This window comes from Rhizobiales bacterium NRL2, from assembly GCA_001664005.1.
Lineage (GTDB): Bacteria > Pseudomonadota > Alphaproteobacteria > Minwuiales > Minwuiaceae > Minwuia.
In genome coordinates, this window is the sequence record CP016093.1 from 3,150,453 (window position 1) to 3,168,150 (window position 17,698).

10 protein-coding genes are annotated in these 17,698 nt (G+C 65.0%); 3 read left to right on the plus strand and 7 right to left on the minus strand.

Annotation, left to right across the window (positions count from 1 at the left end; all coding sequences use genetic code 11):
- Positions 1–96: 96 nt before the first annotated feature.
- From TEF_14660 to TEF_14680, 5 genes are all read right to left on the minus strand, one after another.
- A complete protein-coding gene (locus TEF_14660; GenBank protein ID ANK83504.1) occupies positions 97–2,016 on the minus strand; it encodes a monooxygenase in 1,920 nt (639 codons plus the stop codon).
- A 52-nt stretch (positions 2,017–2,068) separates the two neighbouring features.
- Positions 2,069–3,733 (minus strand): hypothetical protein, encoded by a 1,665-nt coding sequence (locus TEF_14665; protein ANK81898.1) that lies wholly within the window; start codon positions 3,731–3,733, stop codon positions 2,069–2,071.
- An 82-nt stretch (positions 3,734–3,815) separates the two neighbouring features.
- Positions 3,816–4,922: a hypothetical protein gene (locus tag TEF_14670; protein ANK81899.1), complete on the minus strand. Its 1,107-nt coding sequence runs from the start codon at positions 4,920–4,922 to the stop codon at positions 3,816–3,818.
- 73 nt (positions 4,923–4,995) lie between these two features.
- Entirely contained in the window at positions 4,996–6,300 is a 1,305-nt protein-coding gene (locus TEF_14675) for a C4-dicarboxylate ABC transporter (protein ID ANK81900.1), read from the minus strand.
- Between the two features lie 12 nt (positions 6,301–6,312).
- The gene (locus TEF_14680; protein ID ANK81901.1) at positions 6,313–6,867 is read right to left on the minus strand and encodes a hypothetical protein; all 555 of its coding nucleotides are present in this window, start codon (positions 6,865–6,867) and stop codon (positions 6,313–6,315) included.
- Positions 6,868–7,222: 355 nt separating this feature from the next.
- Between TEF_14680 and TEF_14685 the strand changes: the two genes are divergently transcribed.
- Together TEF_14685 and TEF_14690 are read left to right on the plus strand one after the other, a co-directional pair.
- Positions 7,223–7,852 carry a hypothetical protein gene (locus TEF_14685; GenBank protein ANK83505.1) on the plus strand — a complete coding sequence of 210 codons (630 nt, stop codon included), beginning with the start codon at positions 7,223–7,225 and terminating at the stop codon, positions 7,850–7,852.
- Positions 7,853–8,042: 190 nt separating this feature from the next.
- On the plus strand, positions 8,043–9,362 hold the full coding sequence (locus TEF_14690) for a hypothetical protein (GenBank protein ANK81902.1): 1,320 nt from the start codon (positions 8,043–8,045) through the stop codon (positions 9,360–9,362).
- Here the strand turns inward: TEF_14690 and TEF_14695 are convergent.
- The gene (locus tag TEF_14695) at positions 9,359–10,201 is read right to left on the minus strand and encodes an integrase (GenBank protein ANK81903.1); all 843 of its coding nucleotides are present in this window, start codon (positions 10,199–10,201) and stop codon (positions 9,359–9,361) included. The two genes, TEF_14690 and TEF_14695, sit on opposite strands and share 4 nt — an antisense overlap.
- Before the next feature lie 50 nt (positions 10,202–10,251).
- Positions 10,252–10,530: a transposase gene (locus tag TEF_14700; GenBank protein ID ANK81904.1), complete on the minus strand. Its 279-nt coding sequence runs from the start codon at positions 10,528–10,530 to the stop codon at positions 10,252–10,254.
- 258 nt (positions 10,531–10,788) lie between these two features.
- Between TEF_14700 and TEF_14705 the strand changes: the two genes are divergently transcribed.
- On the plus strand, positions 10,789–17,658 hold the full coding sequence (locus TEF_14705) for a hypothetical protein (GenBank protein ID ANK81905.1): 6,870 nt from the start codon (positions 10,789–10,791) through the stop codon (positions 17,656–17,658).
- Positions 17,659–17,698 lie beyond the last annotated feature (40 nt).

The window sequence follows — 17,698 nt, forward strand, 5'->3', positions numbered from 1 at the left end:
GGAGGATAATTCGGGGCCACCAAGACAATGCGCGCCGCCGCTGCGCTGCCACCGCCCGTCGGAGCGGCCGCCGGCGCCCTGGCCTGACGGCGCCCCCTACCCCGCCTTCCGCTTTTCCGTTTCGTACTCGTTCAGCTTCGCCTCGCGCGTCATCTCGAACAGGTCGACATTGCGGTAGGGGAAGTTGACGGTCACGCGGCCCTTGTCGTTGCGGTAGTAGGTCTGCATTCCCGGATGGGTCCAGACCATGTTCTCGTGGGCCTTCTCGACATGCGCGTTGTAGGCGTCGTGGACATCCTTGCGGATCTCGGCCGCGCCGATGTCCTTCTTCGTCATCTTGCGGATCAGATCCATGATGTAGTTGATCTGCATCTCGATCACGAACAGCAGGCTGCCGCCATGGCCCGGCTGCGTGTTCGGCCCGTAGAGAATGAAGTAGTTGGGGAAGCCCGGGACGAGCGTGCCCATGTAGGCGCGCGCGTCGTCGTCGTCCCAGACCTCGCGCAGCGACTTCCCGTCCCGGCCCCGCGCTTCGTAGGTGTTGATGAAGCGCAGCACGTCGAAGCCGGTGGCGATGATCAGGACATCCGCCTCGCGGCGCTCGCCGTCCTCGGTCACCAGCGCATTGCCGTCGATCTTGCCGATCCGCTCGGTGACCAGTTCGACCTTCGGATTGCGCAGCATCCGGAACCAGCCATTGTCCATCAGCATGCGCTTGCCGAAGGGCGGATAGGGCGGCACGACCTTCTCCAGCAGGTCCTGGCGGTCACCCAGTTCGTCACGGATGTACTTGGTGAAGTACTTGCGGTGGCCGTCGTTGATGGCGTTGAGCGAGCGCTCCTGATCGGGCCAGGCCGGATCCTTCTGCAGCGCCGGGTGAACCCGGTCGTTGAACGTCCAGCCCAGGCGGCAGCGGTACCACGCCTGATAGAGCGGCACTTCGCGGATCAGGAAGCGGAGCGCGTCCGGCACCGGCTTGCGGAAATGCGGGAACGGCGCCGCCCAGTGCAGGGACCGCTGGTAGATCGTCAGCGATCCGACGGTGTTCTGTATCTCCGGGCAGATCTGCATGGCGCTTGCGCCGTTGCCGATGATCGCCACCCGTTTGCCCTTCAGGTCGAGGTCGTCGGGCCAGCGCGAGGTATGGAAGGACGGCCCGTCGAAGTCGTCGATCCCGGGGATGTCGGGAAAGACCGGCGGGTTGAAGATACCGGCGGCGCTGACGACGATGTTGGCGTACTCGACCGCCTCGCGGCCCGAGGGATCGCGCGTGGTCACCTTCCACTGCTGGCGGTCCTCGATCCATTCGGTCGAGACGACTTCCGTCTGGAAACGGATGTGGTCCCGCAGTCCGAAATGATCGGCGACATGATTGAGATAGGCCTTCAGTTCGTCGCGGAGCGCGAAGAACTTCGACCAGTCCCACATGACGAAGGAGAAGGAATAGAGGTGGTTCGGCGTGTCGACGCCGGCGCCGGGATAGCGGTTCTCCAGCCAGACGCCGCCGACTTCCGCGTTGCGTTCGATCATCTCGAAGGGAATGCCGGCCGCCTTCAGGTGCACGCCCATGCACATGCCCGAGGCGCCCGCACCGATCACCAGCGCGCGGAAGCCTTCCGGCACCTCGATCGGCGCCTGTTCCACCGGCCGAAGGCCCAGCTGCGCCTTCGTCATCTCGCCATATTCCTCCGGCACCGGCTCGCCCATCGAGATCGACAGCATCTTCACCAGCAGTTCCGGGTCCGGATCGGGCAGCGCCACCGGCTTGCCGGCCCGCCAGTCGAGAATCGCCTGGAGCGACGCCTCGCGGATCTCCCGCTGAACGTCCTCGGGCAAGCCGCCGCTATCGTTGTCGTCGAGGCCCTGCCCGCGCGACGGCCGGTAACGCGGCTCCAGCCAGCCGAGTTCGCCGGTGAGCTGCACCAGCACCATCAGCAGCGTCGGAATGTTGGCGACGGCGACCGCCTCCTCGAACAGACGGGCTTCGTCGGTGTTGCGTTCCATACTCGATGACATGATCAATCTCTCCCAGATGTGCGGGCTTGAATCCGAAGGGCGCGGCGCGGCCCTAGGCCGAACTGCGGGCCGTCCCGCCTGAATTCGCGTCGCCGCGCGCGAAGCGGTGTCCGCGTACGCGCATTCCGGCCGCTTCCCTGTCGAAGGTGTCCGTGGTGACACCCTGTTCGCGCAGCACGACCTTGCGCACCTTCATGGTCGGGGTGCGCGGCAGTTCGTCGACGATGCGGACATAGCGGGGCACCATGAAATGGGCCATGCGCGGCACGAGGAACTTCACCAGCTCGGCTGGCTCGAGTTTGCGGCCCGCGGCCGGAATCACGACCACCATGACTTCGTCCTCGCCATGCTCCGAGGGCACGGCGATCGCGGCGGCCTCCTGCACGTCCGGGTGGGCCGCGACTTCCGTCTCCACCTCGTACGAGGAGATGTTCTCGCCCCGGCGGCGGATCGCGTCCTTCTTGCGGTCGACGTAGAAGTAGTCGCCGTCGGCGTCGCGCATCACCGCGTCGCCGGAGTGGAACCACCCGTTCGTCCAGGCCTTCGCTGTCGCGTCCGGGTTCTTGTGGTAGCCGGAATTCAGCGCCCAGGGCTCGTCGTCACGAATTATCATCTCGCCGACCGCGCCGGCGGGGAGTTCGTTGTCGTGATCGTCGACGATGCGGACCTCGGCCCCTTCGCGGAGACGCCCGCAGGTGCCGGCCTTCTCGGGATTGCGCCGGGAGATCAGCGGCACGCTGATCTCCGACATGTTGAATGTGGTGTACCAATCGACGCCGACCCGCCGGGCGAAAGCGATCGCCTCGGTCGTAAGCGGCGCCACAAGCATCGATTTGAGCGGCGTCGCGCGTTCGTCCTCGGTTTCGGGCAACTTGGCCAGAAGGGACGCCATCGACCCCATCATCAGCGTGTAGGTCACGCCCAGCCGGCGGATCATCGGCCAGAATTCCTCCGTCCGGAAGGAATCGACGACGGCCAGGGAGCCACCGGTCTGCAGGGCGCGCGTCGTCAGCGACGTTCCCGAAATGTGGAACATCGGCAGGTTGAGCAGAATGCGGTCCGAACCGTCGAGCCAGTAGTAGAGCACGGCCGACGTGATCGCGAGTTGCTTGCCGGACGACAGCACACCCTTCGACGGCCCCGTGGTCCCGGACGTGAATATCAGGCACTGGGTGTCCCAGACCTCGATCGGGCGATCGAGCGGCGGCGGCGCTTCGCCGGCGGACGGTTCCTCGCCGGGGGTCAGCGCATCGCTCCCCAGGACATTCAGTCCCGGCACGTCCCGGGCCGGCCCGCCCATGGTGACGACGGTCTGCAGTTCATGCGGTTTCACTTCGCCGAGGCGGTCGAGCAGGTCGGCGTGGACGACCGCGACCTTCGCGTCCGACAGCCACACCACGTGTTCCAGCAGGCCGCCGCGGTAGGCCGTATTGAACGGGACGTAGACGGCGCCGAGATAGCTGACGCCCAGAAAGGTGCGCAGGGCATCGGCCCCCGTCGGCTGCCAGGAGACGACGTGATCGCCCTGCCCCACCCCCAGCGCGGCAAGCCCGCGGGCGACGTGCACGGCCTTCGCCCTCAGATCCGCATAGGTCCAGGCGCTGCCATCATCGAAGACGGCGAACACCCTGTCAGGATGTTCCGCCGCGCGGCGGTCGATCAGTTCCCGGAAGACGATGTCCTCACGGGCCTTCGGATATGGAATTTCCAGCTTCAACGGGATCTCCCATTCAGTGCTGCGCTACAGGAGGCTTCCGGGCCGCCCCCGAGACTGACTCGGGCGCGGCCCGGACCGTTCCTCAGAGTCCGTAGGTCTTCGGATCGATCTTGCTCCAGACTTCGGTCCAGAGCAGTTCGCCGAACGCCTGCGGGTCCGTGCGGTCGATGTCGGCCGTGAGCTTCTTCCACTTCTCGATCAGAGCGAGATAGCGGTCCGCCTTGGCCTGGGCGTTCTCGAGCCCGGTCGTCCGCTCCGCTTCCTCAAGACCGAGTTTCACGTCGGTCGCGATATAGGCCTCGGATGCCTTCTTCAGTTCCTCGGAAGGCTCGACGAGTTCGATGCCACGCTCCTTCGCGACTTCCCTGGCTTTGTCCTCGTCGCGGACATAGCCGGTGACGATGGTCGCCACGCCATAGGGCGCCACCCGCAGGATGGCGGCGCGCTGATCGTCGGTCAGGTCCGCCCACTGGGGCGCGCCGAAGCTGAAGGGCGAGTTGCCGTTGAAGACGCCCACCGGCAGCATGTTCACGTGGGTGTTCACCTCGGCGAGGTTGAGGTTGAAGAACTCTGCCAGCGCAGCAAGCGTCACGTCGATGGTCCCCGTGGAGATCGCCTCGAACGCCTCGGTGCCCGAGATGGCCACGCGCACCGCGCCGAAATGCTCGGCCCAGCGGCCCTGCGCCGCGGTCGCGGTCCGGACTTTGGTGCCCCTCAGTTCGTCCAGCGTCCTGTAGGCCTTGCGGCCCTGGCCGTAATAGGGCGTCGCCGAGTAGGAACCGAGATAGACGTGCCCGTGGCGGGCATGCTCGGCGAGGCACGGCTCACAGGTGGTGATGTACTCGTGGATCGCGCCGGTCATCGCCAGCGCATCGTCGCCGACGATCGCCATGTTGGCGGCCAGATTGAATTCAGGAAACTCCGCCGGGAAATAGGGCGGAAGCAGGAAGCCGACATCGCCGACGCCGTCCGGCAGGCCGGACAGCATCTGCAGCGGGGTCAGCAACACGCCGCCGTGGAGTACCTGCACGGTGACCTCGCCGTTGGTTTCCTTCTCGACCTGTTCGGCAAAGTAGTTGTAGCCGTCGGCCCCTGCGCCCTGGGGCGCCAGGATGCTGGACACCTTCAGTTCTGTCGCGACCGACGTTCCGGCGAACAGGCCGGCCGCCAGCGCGGTTGAGGCGATCATACGTCCGAGTTTCATTGACGTTTCTCCCAGTGTTTGAGCGGTTGTGTGTTTCGTCCGATCATTCGGCTTCGCGTTATTCGATGAGGCTTGGCAGGAAGAGGACGATCTCCGGGAAGGCCATCAGCAGGCCCACCACGATGAGATCGGCGAGCAGGAACCAGAGAACGCCCTGAAAGATGCGTGTCGTCGTCGTCAGTTCGCCGACAACGCCCTTGATGACGAACACGTTCAGGCCGACGGGCGGCGTGATCATGCCGATCTCCAGGAACTTGGTCAGGACGACGCCGAACCAGACGAGGCTCAGTCCGGTCGAATCCATGACCGGCAGCAGGATCGGGATGGTCAGCAGCATGGCCCCGATCGGCTCCAGGAACATGCCGAGCACCAGGTACATCAGCGCGATTCCGAGCATCAGCATGAGGGGATCGGCGCCGAGCGAGATCACGTAGGCGGACAGGAACTTCGACGCGCCCGAGAGTGTGAGAAAGCGCGTGAGCAGGCTGGCGCCGATGGCGATGACGAAGATGGCGGCCGTGGTCAGAGCCGTCTCCCTCAGCGCGTCGCGGAAGGCGGTCCAGGTCAGCGTCCGCTTGAAGGTGGCGATGATCATCGAGAGCAGCGCGCCCGCCGCCCCGGCCTCGGTCGGCGTGAAGATGCCGCTGAACAGGCCGCCGAACACCCCGGCGATCAGCAGCAGGACCGGCCAGACCTCGCCCAGCGCCCTGATACGCTCTTCCAGGCTGACACGTTCCTCCACCGACGGCGCCATCTCCGGCTTCAGCAGGGCGACTGTGACGACCACTGCGACATAGCCGACCGCCGTAAGCAGGCCCGCCGCGATGCCGCCCAGGAACAGCTCGGTGATCGGCACCTGCGCAAAGATGCCGTAGATGATCATGATGATCGAAGGCGGAATGAGCGCGCCGATCGTGCCGGCGGCGGCGACAGTGCCCGTGGCCAGCCGGCTGTCGTAGCCGTAGCGCATCATCTCCGGCACGGCGATCTTGCCCATCGCCGCCGCGCACGCCACGGACGATCCCGTCACTGCCGCGAATCCGGCCGAGCCGAAGATGGAGGCGATGGCCAGCCCGCCGGGCAGCACCGACAGCCACTTTCGGGCGGCGTCGAACAGGCCGGTGGTCAGACCCGCCTGGTAGCAGAAGAATCCCATCAGCAGGAACATCGGCACCGATGTCAGCGCCCAGCTGGAGGCGAAGTCGTAGGGGATCGCCGTGAGGATTCCCCAGGCCGGCCGCGGGCCCAGGAGCATCCAGATGCCGCCGAAGGATACGGTGATCAGGGAAATGCCGATCGGCACCCTGAGCAGGATCAGTACGAGCAGGACGGCGATCCCGCCCAGGCCGATTTCGGTACCCATGCGCGCGGCCGCCTAGCTGCGCTTCGCGCCGGCGGATTCCGCCGGCCCGTCGCCCGTTTCCAGGCCCAGATGGTCGGGCTTCCGGAACAGGGTGATCGCAATCTTGTAGAGGAGCACGAGCGCGATCGCCGCGAAGCCGACCGGCAGCACATAGTACGAAGGCCAGGTCATGAACTGGTAGCCGAAGTCCAGTTCGAAGGCGCCGATCCGGGTCTTCTTCAGCGCGTCCAGCAGGGTCTGATAGGCCAGCGTCGCGAAGACCGCGGTCGCCAGCAGCCAGGCGAAGACCTCCAGCGCCTTCTGCACGCGGCGCGGCATCACCTGGGTCAGGACCTCGACGCTGATGTGGTTTCCCCGCCGTTCGGCCATCGCCAGCGGCAGGAAGACCACGGCCGGGAGATAGTACTTGGAAACGAGAGTCAGCGTACCCGGCACCGAGATGCCGAAGACGTAGCGCATCATCACCTCGAAGGCGATGTGCAGCATCATCAACGCCACAAGCGCGTCCGCCACGATGGCGAGACCGGATGTCAGATAGCGCAGCCAATGTCCCAGCTGCCGCGTCATCTTCCGGACCCGCCTGCCGTGACACCGCAGACATGCGCCGGGCCTCTCCTCCACCGTCTCGCTGACATCGCATCCTCCCCGTAACGACCGCAGCAACGTCATCATAGGTATGCGCGCCAAAATATCCAATGATTTAATCTTATAAGAATTTTAGAGTGAGACCTCGCAGCGGGCCCTCGCCGTCTTTACGTTCGCGGAACCACGCGGTAATGGGCGGCAGCCCGACATCGCCGGAAGCTGGCGCAATGGCGCGAAACAGGTTGGAAGCGGGCCGAAGAGAGGCGTCTTGACGGATATTGGCAGGATAGAGGCCAGAAAGGGGTTCGAGACCCTGGCCGAGGAGCTGCGGGAGCAGATGCTGGACGGGCGGATCGCCCCGGGTCAGGTGCTGAACGAGCGCGAGATCGTCGAGAAATCCGGACTCAGCCGCGGATCGGTGCGCGAGGCCTTCCGCGTGCTGGAGACCGAAGGTCTGGTATCGACCCGCCGCGGCCGCCATGGCGGCCGGGTCGCGCTGCAACTCGACGGCGACGTCCTCAGACGCTCCCTCGACCTGTTCATCCGCGGCCAGCAGGTGCCGACGTCGGTGCTGGCGGAAACCATCCAGGTCTTCGAGCCGGCGCTGGCGGAACTCGCTGCCCGGCATCGCAGCGACGAGGACATCGCCATCCTAGAGGATCTTCTCGAAAAGCTCGACCGCGCGGCCGATTCGCCGCGTTTCGTGCGCGGCAACATCCAGTGGCACCTGGCCGTCGCGCGCGCCAGCCACAACCCGATCCTGGCCTCGATCTACCAGGTCATCGGTCCCGACCTGCTGACACCGAAGCCCGAGGGTTTCGCCAACAGGCAGATCCGCACCGACACCATCAACGCCCAGCGCCGCGTCCTCGACGCCATCATCGAACAGGACTGCGCCCTCGCCCGCCGGCGGATGGAGAAGCACATCATCGCCTACAACCAGCAACTCGAGCTGAAGTCCGCCTGATTCGGGAGGCCCGCCTCCGCCGCCCGCCCCGCCGCGCTCTGCCCTCTCGGGCCGGGGCGGCATCTTCATACCTCAGGGATTGTGTCGACCGTCACATTTCCCGACAGGTCCGCGCCCAGGCGGAAGTTTCTGCCGCCGCGTGCTGGATCGCCCGGGAGCACGCGTATAGGATGCGCGACGGGGAACGGGCGTGGGCGGCGAAGTGGCAGACCAGACCGAAAAGAAGGACGAGACCGGTACGCCGGTCCCGCTCGGGGCCGGTGCTTTACCGATGTACATCCCGACGGATCCGCTGTTGGGAGAACAGATCCACATCGTTCCGGGCGACTATGACGACGTCGATATCAACATCACCGACATCTGGGACGAGTATAGAGGTACCGGCATCGTCATCGGCATCGTCGACGACGGCGTACAGTGGGACCACCCGGACCTGATCGCCAACTATGATACGACAATTGATTATGACGGTTACGGAGGCGACGACGACGCTGCAGCGGAGGGGGAAGACTGGCACGGCACTGCTGTTGCAGGCCTGATTGCCGCCGACGACAACGGCTTCGGCGTTGTTGGTGCCGCGCCGGACTCCACTATCACTGGGTATCGATTGAGTTTCGGCGAAGATGCCACACACGAAATGTATCTGGAGAGCCTGTTTCTTCAGTCACAGGTCGATATCTCTAACAACAGCTGGGGCTTCCCCTTCTATTTCCATGACAACTTCAATGATCCGGTGTTTTCAGAGTACGAAGTTGCCCTTCGAAACGCAGTCGAAAACGGGCGTGACGGGCTAGGAACCATTTGGGTATTCGCAGCCGGTAATGGCCATCGTATCGGTGACGATGCAAATTTCCATAATCTGGTAAACTCGCGCTACACCATCGCGGTCAGTTCCTCGTCGGAGGATGGCGGCGGCTCAGTGGAGGGCAACCAGGGCGCGCCGCTGTTTGGCGTGGTGCCGGTCGACGGCGGGTCATTCGGAATAACCAAGACAACCGACAGAACCGGTGTTGACGGAATCAACACCGATGCGGATGGCGACTACATAGAGTTCGGCCACTCATCTGGCGCAGCGGCGGTGACCAGCGGCGTCATTGCGCTGATGCTCGAGGCAAATGGGGATCTCGGGTACCGGGACGTCCAGGAGATCCTGCTCTACAGCTCGCATCGGTCGGAGCATTATTCCACCTTTTTCGGCCGGGACGAGCAGTTTGCCGTAAAGGACTGGAACGGTGGGCGTCTCGGTTGGCACGGTGAAACCGGGCCCGGGGTGATTGATGCCCATGCTGCCGTGCGGTTGGCCGAGAGTTGGCAGAAGCAGTCAACCCTGGCCAATGAACTTTCCGTCGAAGCAAGCGACGACACCTCAAGGTCAATTCCAGACCATGGCTGGAGTCAAAGTTCACCCTCCGGACGAATTGAGCCGTCCGTCATCATTGAAGACAGCTTCCGGGTTCAGTGGGTCGAGGTCGTGACCAGCCCCCAGCGATTGGTCCGGGTGGAATGTTAGTGCATGGGCGGCTTTGCCGCCAGGCCGGCCGGCTGGTGAAGCGGAGCGGAGCCTGACGGCCAGCCTGGCGGAATGATGACCTCCGGCGCCGGTGGTCGGTAGCCGAGACGGCTGTGCGGTCGGATCGTGTTGTAGTGACGGCGCCATTGTTCGATGACCACCTGCGCCTCCTTCAGCGTGTAGAAGATTTCCCCGTCGAGCAGCTCGTCCCGGAACCGGGCATTGAAGCTCTCGATAAAGCCGTTCTCCCAGGGTGAGCCCGGCTCGATGAACGCCGTTCTGGCGCCCACCGCTGATATCCAGCGCCGCACGGCCTCGGCGACGAACTCGGGGCCATTGTCGGAGCGAACGAAGGCCGGTGGACCGCGGAGAATGAACAGGTCCGTCAGGACGTCGATCACATCGACCGACGAGAGCTTCCGGCGAACCCGGATCGCCAGGCTCTCGCGCGTGAACTCGTCCAGCACGTTCAAGGTCCGGAAGGTCCGGCCATCATGTGTCCGGTGGTGGACGAAGTCATAGGACCAGACATGGTTGGGCCGTTCTGCCCGCAGCCGCATGCAGGATCCGTCGCCCAGCCACAGCCGCCGCCTCTTCGGCTGCCGGGCCGGTACCTTCAACCCCTCGCGCCGCCAGAGGCGCTCGACCCGCTTGTCGTTGATCTGCCAGCCGGCCTCCCGAAGCAAGGCCGCGATCCGGCGATAGCCGTATCGGCCATACTGACGGGCCAGCTCGATCATGTCCGCCACCAGCCGGGCCTCGTCATCACGTCCACGCGGGAGATGGCGCTGCGTGGAGCGGTGCTGGCCGAGAACCCGGCAGGCCCGGCGCTCCGATATCCGGAGACGCCGGCGGACATGATCGATGCAACGTCGGCGGCGCGAGGGGCTCAGAAGTTTCCCTTCGCAGCTTCACTCAGAATCTGCTTGTCCAGGGTCAGGTCGGAGACCGCCCGGCGCAGCCGCTCGTTCTCCTTCTCGAGCTCCTTCAGACGCCGCAGCTGATCGCCGCTCATCCCGCCATATTCCCTGCGCCATCGGTAGAAGGTGACTTCGCTGATACCCAGCTGCCGGATCGCATCCGCCATCGACATGCCCTGGCTGTGCAGGACGTCCGCCTGGCGGAGCTTGCCCACGATCTCCTCAGGCTTGTGACGCTTCCTTGCCATCTCTGATCCTCCTTGTTCCAAAACATCAGGATGGACCAATTCAATGGGGGAGGCTCAGTCGAACTGGATCTCAGCCATGAATGGCTCGGCGACCTGACAGTATATCTTCGTGACCCGGATGGCATCGCCTATCATCTTTTCCACCGTCCGGGCGACAGCAGCCTCCTTGAAGGCGGCCTGCCCGGAATGGATTTACAGTTTACGTTCACCAGCAACAGGCATTGGGGCATCGACAGTGCTGGTGAGTGGACGCTTGAAGTGCTCGATTCCGAGCATCTCTATACGGGTACCCTGAACAGCTGGACGCTGCGATTGTTCGGTGAGCAGGCAACCGGCGACGACGATCTCATCTACACGGACGACTTCGCCTACGCTTACGAGCGGGCGAGGGCTCACAGGACCGACAACGACCGCGCTCATATCCGCGATTCAGGTGGCCATGACCGGATCAACACGGCGGCGGTGAGCAGTGATGTCGTTCTCGACCTGCGAAGCGGCGGCAGAATTGATGGCGTACTCGTCCATGTTGAAGACGGAACAGTCATCGAGGACATATATGCGGGCGATGGCTCGGATCTACTCGTTGGCAACGGTTCCGCGAACGCCATAACCGGCGCGCGCGGCGACGATACCATCGACGGCGGTTTCGGCGACGACACGTTGACTGGGGGTGCCGGTAGCGACCTGCTCCGTGTGAGGGTGGGCGACGAATTCGACAGCGCACGCGGGTTCAGCGGCCACGATGTCATTGCCGGACTGAGCGGCGGTGACGACGTTGTCGAGATCGACGCCTCGGGCTTTGCCGATCTGAATGATTTTCTCGATGCGGGGCAGGAAACGTCGGACGGATTCAGAGTCGACCTGGCCGACGGCGGCTCCGTCACGTTTGCAGGCCTGACACGCGCCGAGGTGGCGGCGGCCGACATCCGCATGACCGATCAGTACCGGTTCTTCAGCGATTCCGGCGGTGACAGTCTGTCGGGCACCTCAGAGGGAGACCGTTTCTTTGGCGGCGCAGGCGACGATGCGTTTGCTGGAATCGAAGGTGACGACGCGCTCCTTGGTGGGGCTGGCAGCGACCGGTTGTTTGGCGGCACGGGCCTCGACACGATCTATGGCGGCGAGGGCGACGATTTCCTCGCGGTCTACGCTGCTGTACCCGAATATTACGGCGACAGCTTCGGTGCCCTGATGGATGGTGGAGATGGCCAGGATACGCTGAGGGGAGGTGACTTCAACGACTCGCTTGCCGGTGGTGGTGGCGAGGATTGCCTGAAGGGTGCCGCCGGCGCTGATACTCTCGTTGGCGGCGCCGGCCATGACCTTCTCCTGGGCGAGCGCAATGACGACAAGCTCTACGCCGATGGCGGCGATGTGCTCGTTGGCGGCGAAGGAACCGACAGGCTGTACGGCGGCGCGGGCGCGACCGACATCTTTTACGTCACCTCCGGTACGGACGTGATTTACGGCTTTGAAAGCAACGGCATACACGCCGATCTGATCGACCTGTCATTCTACCAATCTCTCGCCGGTTTCGATCAGCTCATGGGTAGCGCCCGTCAGTCGGGGTCGAATCTGGTCCTGACCCCGGACGGCACTGACAGCATCGTCATCGTCGATAGAACCGCCGACCAACTCACAGCTTCGAATTTCGTGTTCCATCAGTCCGGCACAGACTCGCGCTTCTGGGAAAGTATCCAACTGGAAGGTGGCGCGGGACCTGATCATCTCATGGGCTGGATGGGCAGCGACACGCTCTATGGCGGCGATGGCGAGAATGTCCTGCTGGGCGGCCACAGCTTCGATCGCATCTACGACGGAGCGGGCGCGGGCTATCTTGATCTCAGGAATGGATACGGCCACCTGTTCGGCGGCGATGGCGACGACACCCTCGTGATGGGCGAAATGGGAGGCAGCGGAGAAGGCGGACTTGGCGACGACCTGATTGTACTGAAGGGAACGGGTGAGGGCGTCGAGGGAGGAGGCGGTCAGGACATGTTCCGGCTCACGGAAGGGTTCGCTCAGGCAAAAATCTACAGGTTCGAATTTGACAGGGACCGTGTCGACATCTCCGAACTCGGCTTGTCCGCGGACGATATCCGCATCGAGAACGTATACAGCCGCAACTGGTCACTGTCTCTCGGCGACACCGCGACCCTGAATTTGGATCAGGTCTATGGCGACGTGCCCGATCTGGACGAGATCATTGCCAAGGTGCTCATCTTCGACGCGCCTGCGCTCGAATTCCCGCCTCTGGTGCTCGGAGGCGCATTTGCCGACAGCCTGTCAGGATCGAACGATGCAGAGCGTGTGCTGGGCTTTCTCGGCAATGATACGCTTGTCGGCGGAACCGGCGATACTCTGGACGGCGGACTCGGCAACGATCACCTCGATGGCGGCGACGGGGCGCAGACGCTGTTCGGCGGGGCGGACAACGACATCGTTTTCGGCGGAAACGGCAACGACATCGTCGCCGCCGGCAGCGGCGACGACAGTCTCTACGGCGGCGCCGGCGACGATATCTTCTTTCTCACCGGCGGCAACGACGTCATTGGCGATTTCGAGGACGGAGACAGGATCGACCTGTCGGCCTTCGAGGGTATGGCATCGCTCGCGGCCGTTCAGGCCATAGCCCGGTCAATCGGTGGCAACCTCGTTCTGGAGATCTCGGAGAACGCGGAGATCACCATTGTCGGCTCGGGGATCGACGATCTGTCCGAAGGGAGTTTCATCTTTTCCCGGCGCGGCGCCGAAGAGGCGGACTGGCGCGACGAACGTCATGAACAGACGCCGGGCAATGACCTCGTCAACCTGATCGCCGGGGGCGATACCGTGCTTGCCGGCGATGGTCATGACACCGTCAATGGCAGCAACGGACGTGATTCGGTCTACGGTGGCGATGGGCACGACGTCCTCGCAGGCGGCGAACTGAGCGATACACTGGATGGCGGTGACGGCGAAGACACACTGTCCGGCGGCGCAGGCGTCGACTGGCTCTATGGCGGCTACAAGGAAGATGTCCTGCTGGTGACCGACGGGGCCGACCGCCTCTACGGCGGCGAACATGATGATGTGCTGGACGCCTCCGGGGCCATGTCACTGGCCGGCGGCTATCTGATTGAGATGTATGGAGGCGACGGCAACAACAGACTGATCGGCTCGCGGTTCGACGACTCGCTGTCGGCCGGCGTCTGGCACGACATTCTCTACGGCGGCGACGGCGACGATACGATCGAAGCCGATGTCGGTCACTACGGCGGGTTTGACCTCATTTTTGGCGGTGGTGGCGATGACTCCCTTAGGGGTGGTGACGACGCGGATTACATCGCCGGCGGCGAGGGTACTGACATTGCCTGGGGCGGCGATGACGCCGATACATTCGTGGCGGACGGCGTACTTGTCATGGACTTCGATCCCGGCACCGATGTCCTCGAGTTCTCCAGAGACGATACAACTTCGGCGGACCTATCCATCTCGGAGACAGAGGAAGGTCTGCTCATCGAGGCCGACAGCAACCACTGGGCATTGCTTCGCGGCGTTTCGGCATCCGAGTTCTCCTTGAACTACATCACAGGGCTGCAGGACACGCCGGTAGTCGTCTACGAAGGCACCGATGAATTCGACGTTCTGCCCACTCGTCGCTTCACACGAGAAAGCGTTCTTGGCGGCGGTGGAGACGACTACCTCGTGACCCACGAAGGCGACGACACGGTGTTCGGTGGCGCCGGCGATGACCGGATCCTGCTCGAGGATGGCGGTCGCGACTTCGCTGATGGGGGCGAGGGGAATGACAGTATTCAGGCATGGGAAGGCTCGACGACGCTGATTGGCGGCGCGGGCGACGATACGCTCCGCGTTGAATTCGGCTTCAATTCTCTGGATGGTGGGGTTGGGGCCGACACCATCATTGGCGGCTCTCACGATGACACCCTGTTCGGCGGCGGCGACAATGACCGCATCATCGGCAGAAGCGGTCGTGATCTGATTGAAGGTGGCGCAGGGGACGACAGTCTGGAGGGTCAATACGGCCCTGATACGCTAAGGGGCGGTGAGGGTGCCGACAGTCTCTATGGCGACTGGGGCAGCGACTTGCTCGATCCCGGCCGAGGAGGTGGCGTAATCGATGGCGGCGACGGCGTCGACACGGCCGATTTTTCCTTTGCCGATAATGCAGTTCTCTCCGATGACGGCCAGACGGTGACTGCCGACGGCGACATCTATCAGATCACGAGTATCGAGAATTTCATCGGTCTCACGGACCCCATTACCGACAATGCCGACACTATCGCCGGCTCCGACGCCGCCGACACCATAGACGCGCTGGGCGGTGACGATGTGGTCGACGGGCTTGGCGGCGACGACAGCCTGCTGGGCAATGACGGCAATGACACGCTGAACGGCGGCGCGGGCGCCGACAGTCTTTATGGCGGGGCCGGCGACGACATGCTGAACCCCGGCGCGGGCGGCGGGCTGGTCGACGGTGGCGAAGGCGTCGACACGGCCGATTTCTCCTTCGCCGCCGAGGCGATCTTCGATCCCCTGACGAACACGGTCATCGCCGATGGCGAGACCTATACGCTGTCGGGGATCGAACATCTCGTCGGCACGGAGCTCGCCATCAACGACGCCGCGAACCTGATCGACGGCACGGAGGCCGGCGAAGCGATCGACGGCCTGGGCGGCAACGACACGATCGACGGTGCGGGCGGCGACGACACGCTGACCGGCGGCGCGGGCGACGACCTGCTGCGCGGCGGCGGCGGCACGGACACCGCCATCTTCGCCGGCGCGGTCGGGAACTATGTCATCGCAGCGAACGCGGACGGTTCGCTGACGGTGACCGACACGGTCGGCGGCGACGGCAGCGACACGGTGGCGGCCGACGTGGAAACCGTCCGCTTCGGGGCCTGGACCGCGCGAACCGACGGCCAGACGGGCGGCGGCAATCACCTCCGCGTCGGCGGCGCGGGCGCCGAGACGCTCACCGGGGAGGCCGGCAATGACAGCCTCTCCGGCGGTGCGGGCGACGACTGGCTTGCCGGCGGGGATGGCCCGGACACACTGGATGGCGGCGACGGCATCGACACGGCCGACTATTCCGGCGCGCCGGGCGCGATCTTCGTCAACATGTTCGGTGGCCAGGGCGGCGGCGGCGACGTGTTGTTCGGCATCGAGAACGTGGAGGGCTCGGCCGCCGGCGACACGGTCTATGGCGGCAGCGACGGCAACCGGTTCCGCGGCAATGACGGCTGGGACTTCATCCTGGGCCGCGGCGGCGCCGACGAGCTTCACGGCGACGGCGGGCGGGATTCTCTCTACGGCCAGGAGGACAACGACATCCTCTATGGCGGCGGTGACGCCGACTATCTCCGCGGCGATCAGGGCGACGACCGGATGTGGGGCGGTGCCATTCTCGATTTCATCTATGGCGGCGGCGGCGCGGACGAGATCTTCGGCGGCGACGGCAATGACCGGGTCCAGGGCGGCGACGGCGCCGATACGCTTGCCGGCGAGGCCCACAACGACGTCATGGCCGGCGAGGCCGGAGCCGATACGCTTTTCGGCGGCGCCGGCGGCGACCGACTCGACGGCGGCACCGAGAACGATCTGCTCGACGGCGGCGACGGCGGGGACCTGATCTGGGGCCGCGACGGCGACGACACGCTCGATGGCGGCGCGGCGCTGGACCGGATGTACGGCGGCGCGGGCCACGACCTGATCCGCGCAGGCCTGGGGAACGACTACCTCCGCGGCGGCGCGGGCGACGATACGCTGGAAGGCCAGTTCGGCGGCAACGTGTTGCAGGGCGAAGAAGGTAACGACCTGCTGACGGGCGCCGAGGGCATCGACATCATGGAAGGCGGCACAGGCGCCGACACCTTGAGCGGTATGGCGGGCAACGACCGACTCTACGGCGAGGACGGCAACGACATCCTCGATGGCGGCGACGGCATCGACCGGCTCGACGGCGGCGCCGATGCCGACAGCCTGAAAGGCGGCGGCGGCAACGATGACGTGCTGGGCGACCTCGGCGCAGACACCCTCTCCGGCGGCGACGGGTCCGACCGCCTGTTCGGCCAGCAGGGCGACGACCAGCTGTTCGGCGGCCTGGGCCTGGATCGGCTTGACGGCGGCGCGGGCAACAACCTTCTCTCCGGCGGCGGTGACAACGATGTCCTGATCGGACGCGCCGGGGCCGACACGCTGGCAGGTGGCGGCGGCGACGACCGGCTCTATGCCAATGAGGGCATCGACAGCCTCGACGGCGGCGATGGCGACGACCTTCTCATGGCCGGCGATGACGGCGACGCGGCCCATGGCGGCGCGGGCGCCGACGGTGTCTACGGCGAAGCGGGAGACGACACGCTGGATGGCGGCGCCGGTGACGACCGGGTCGATGGCGGAACCGGCAACAACCTGATCTCCGGCGGGCTGGGCAATGACACGCTGATCGGCCGCGACGGGCTCGACACGATCGACGGCGGCGACGGCAACGACCGCGTCTATACAGGCGGCGGCGACGACAGCGCCTCGGGCGGCGCCGGCAGCGACTGGATGGTCGGCCAGGCGGGCAATGACACGCTGCACGGCGGTGATGGTGATGACGGACTCGAAGGCCGCGCCGACGACGACAGGCTCGACGGCTGGATCGGCAATGACAGCATCTTCGGTGGCGACGGCGCCGACACCTTGATCGGCCGCCACGGCGTGGACGAACTCTACGGCGGCGCCGACGCCGATCTGTTCTATGGCGGCCTCGATGCCGACACGGTCTATGGCGGCGCCGGCGACGACCGGGCTGTGGGCGACCAGGGCGACGACCTGCTTCTTGGCGAGGCGGGCAACGACATCCTGGAGGGCCGAGACGGCGACGACACGCTCACAGGCGGCAGCGGCGCCGATCACTTCCGCTTCTTCACCGCCGATGGGGTGGAGAGCAACGACGTGATCACCGATTTCGCGGTCGGCGAAGACGCGCTCTGGCTCACCGACATCGCCATCCAGTCTCTCGCCGCCGCGGACGCGGACGGGGATGGACAAACCGACGACACGATCATCACCTTCTCCAGCGGCGCCACCGCCGCCCTGCTCGGCGTCAGCGGCGTGGACGAAGCCGACCTTTTCTGAGCCCCCTCCCCGGTCGCTGCAAACGCCTCGCCGTACATCA